Annotated in this window: 1 protein-coding gene; it reads right to left on the reverse strand. The window is 53.1% G+C overall.

Annotated features, from left to right (window positions below; genetic code table 11):
- Positions 1 to 222: 222 nt before the first annotated feature.
- Entirely contained in the window at positions 223 to 2,532 is a 2,310-nt protein-coding gene (locus QVP67_RS11770; RefSeq protein ID WP_022163762.1) for a hypothetical protein, read from the reverse strand.
- Positions 2,533 to 2,905: the final 373 nt, after the last annotated feature.

The following is a 2,905-nucleotide window of genomic DNA, read 5'->3' on the forward strand; positions in this document are numbered from 1 at the left end:
TCACGAGCCACACTTGCACGGCTCGCGAGAGACACTTGTGTGGCTTGCGAACCACACTTGCGTGGCTCACGAACCATACGTGCATAGTTCGTCCTGTCCCTTCCGGCTGCAAATATAGAATGGCTTCGGGAAATATAAAAACGAAACGGAGAGTTGCGTTCAACAAATCGTCGTGTTGAACGCCACTCTCCGTCTTTTCTATCTCAGAATCAGAATGATCCCTTACTCTTCACCGTAGATGTACTCCACGGGCGACTTCTTGAAGCGCAGGGTACGGGTATCGTGCACTCCGGCACCGTTTTGCGTCAGGGACAGGCCACCGTTTTGCGTCAGGTACAGGCCGGCCATGCTGCCGTTGAAATACCATCCGCTGCCTGTGGGCGAATATACGGTAAACAGTATGTTGTTGTAGTGGCCGTGGTAGATGCCCGATGTATTCCATTGGGCAGACGGGCCATACCACACAACAGGCTCGTATTGCGTGAAGTCGGGACTCTTCATGGCGATGTAGATGAGGTCGTTCAGAGCCAGTTCGTCGATGACGAGATCGTTCCGCCGGCGCTGTTCGCGCTGTATCTTGCTGTGCCCTTCCCAGGGATTCTTCAGGATATGGGTTCCGTTCCACATCACCCATACGTGGTCGGTGGCATCGAATACACGGTTGAATTCTTCCATGCTGGGCACCTCGTAGCCGTCGGGGGCAAGGGTGGTGGGCTCCAGCTTGTTCATGTGTGTGTTGCCCGATGTGGTGAATCCGTCAAGCACGGCGACACCATCTTGTACTATTACTTGCATGCCCTGTGTGCGTCCTCCCTGATAAGCCCAGCCCCAAAGGTCGTAGAACTCGTCGATGGTGCAGTCGCGCAGGTAGTTGAATACCGTGGTTCCGGCTTTTACGGCAGGGTCGTTGGACGAAAGAATCTGGTCGTCGAACGATTTTGAGTTGCCGCGGGCATTGTACTTGCACCACCATACGCCGTGCAGCCAGGTGACAGGTAGTCCGTAATTGCGGCGCGACACGGTATATGCCTCGCGTGCCGAACCATCGGCTTTGTTGCGGATGACGATTCGTGCTTCCTGCACCCGTCCGTTGGCAGTAGGATCGTTGGGCTTCCAGCCGGCCAGTACACGATAGACGTTGCTGCCTTCCTCTTGTGGAGCGATTTTCATCCACGGATCTTCACCTTCGTTGAACTCGGCAAAGATTTCTTTTTCTTCGGGCAGGGTGATTGTTGCCAGTTCGTTGTCGATGTAATGGTCGAAACGGTGGGCATAATTTTGCAAATCAAAATCCAGCAATCCTTCCATTTGCGTCGGGTTGGCTTGCAACACCAAGCGAATGTGGTCTTCGGGATAGGAGTTGTCCAGTCCTTTGCGGTGGAACTGCAGGCTGGCTTCATCGCTGGCATAGCCCGGCGGATAGAGCAATTTGCGTATCCGAAACAGGTTCTTACCTTCGATTCCGCGTGTCTGTGTCACGGGCTCTACGGTCAGCGGATAGCCTTCGAGGGGGAGCATCTCCAGTTCGTCATCACAGTCTACTGCCAGCAGCACTTCGGTGGCGTTGTGCGGGAAAATGAGTGTACTTCCTCCGTCGGCCACCTGTACGTCGTCGGGCAGTTGCGAGGCAGACCAGTCCACAGTGAGACGGCTGTCCAGACTGGGGATGAGCTCGGTATCTTCGCCTTTGGCCCATTCCTCAACCACGAGGTGTGCCCCACTCAGGTCCTTGCGTAAGGTTATGGTGTAGATTGTGTTGCGTTTCAGTACTTCGGGTAAAGGCTGTTCCATTTCGTAGGTAGTTCCGTCCATCTCGGCTTTTACGTAAACTTTCAGGTCGGGATTGGCCTGCTCGTACAGATACATGATGGCTGCCGAGTCCTGTTTCAGTCCTTGGTCGAAGGTCAGCAGGATGTCTTCTTTTTCGGCTCCCTGCGGTGTCTGTACGTCGGTTTGCGGAAGGACAAATGTCTGTTTCGCCGCACTCCTTAGTCCGAACTGGTGTACGCTGAAACTGCCTGCTACGCGGGCGCGGAAGTCGAGTCGAGCCGTTCCGTGCTTCAGTGTCAGAGGAATGGTACTGACGGCCTGTCCGTTCAGTCCGATCTGTCCGGTCAGAAATGGCTGTACGTGTCCGTTCGCGACCGTAAGGGTTTGTTGGCAGAAGTCCGCTTCGGTCAGTACACCGGTTTCGGGCATCAGACCGGTTTCGGCATTGGCCAGCACGTACAGCGTACCAGCTCGACGTTGCAGGTCGAGGTTGTAACTGTTCTCGCTTTCGGCTGTCAGTTGGGGATGGTATTCGGTCAACACCCCATCTTCGAAGAGATAGGCATCCATGCGTTCGATGCGGTTCTCGCCGGATACGGGTTGTGCCTGTCCTTCGGCGTTGAAATGGCTGAGGCTAACCCGAAGCAAGGTATGGCTGTTGTCGGCGAAGTATTCGTTGGTATGCTCGTCCGAACAGGCATTCAGCATCAGCAGGGTTGCCAGCAGGGCAGTTGTCCGTGTAATGTATCTTTGGATGTTCATAAGTTTTAAGCTTTTAAGTTCCCGAGTTTTTAAGTTTCTAAGTTTCTGCTTTCTTAAGTTTTAAGGTTCCTGACTCTTTTGAATTTTTGGGTTCCTTCAGTTTTGAGTTTGTAGAGTTCCCTCTCTGTAGAAAAGTAGGAACCCCGCAAACTCAAAAACTCAGGAACTTAAAAACTCAAAAACTTACAACTGGCATTTAGCGTCGCCGTCTGTAAGGAGTCAGGTCGGTGTTGGTACCTTCTTCCCATTCGTCGTACGATACGTTCAGCTTGATATCGAGGCGATCCTGACGTACGGTAATGGTGTAGACGGTATTTCTCTTTAGCGGACCGTCGAAGGCTTTGGTCAACGTCTTCTCTTCACCGCCGATAAC

Origin of the sequence: Bacteroides sp. CAG:633 (genome assembly GCF_000435115.1) — a bacterium.
GTDB classification, from domain to species: Bacteria; Bacteroidota; Bacteroidia; order Bacteroidales; family Bacteroidaceae; genus Bacteroides; species Bacteroides ndongoniae.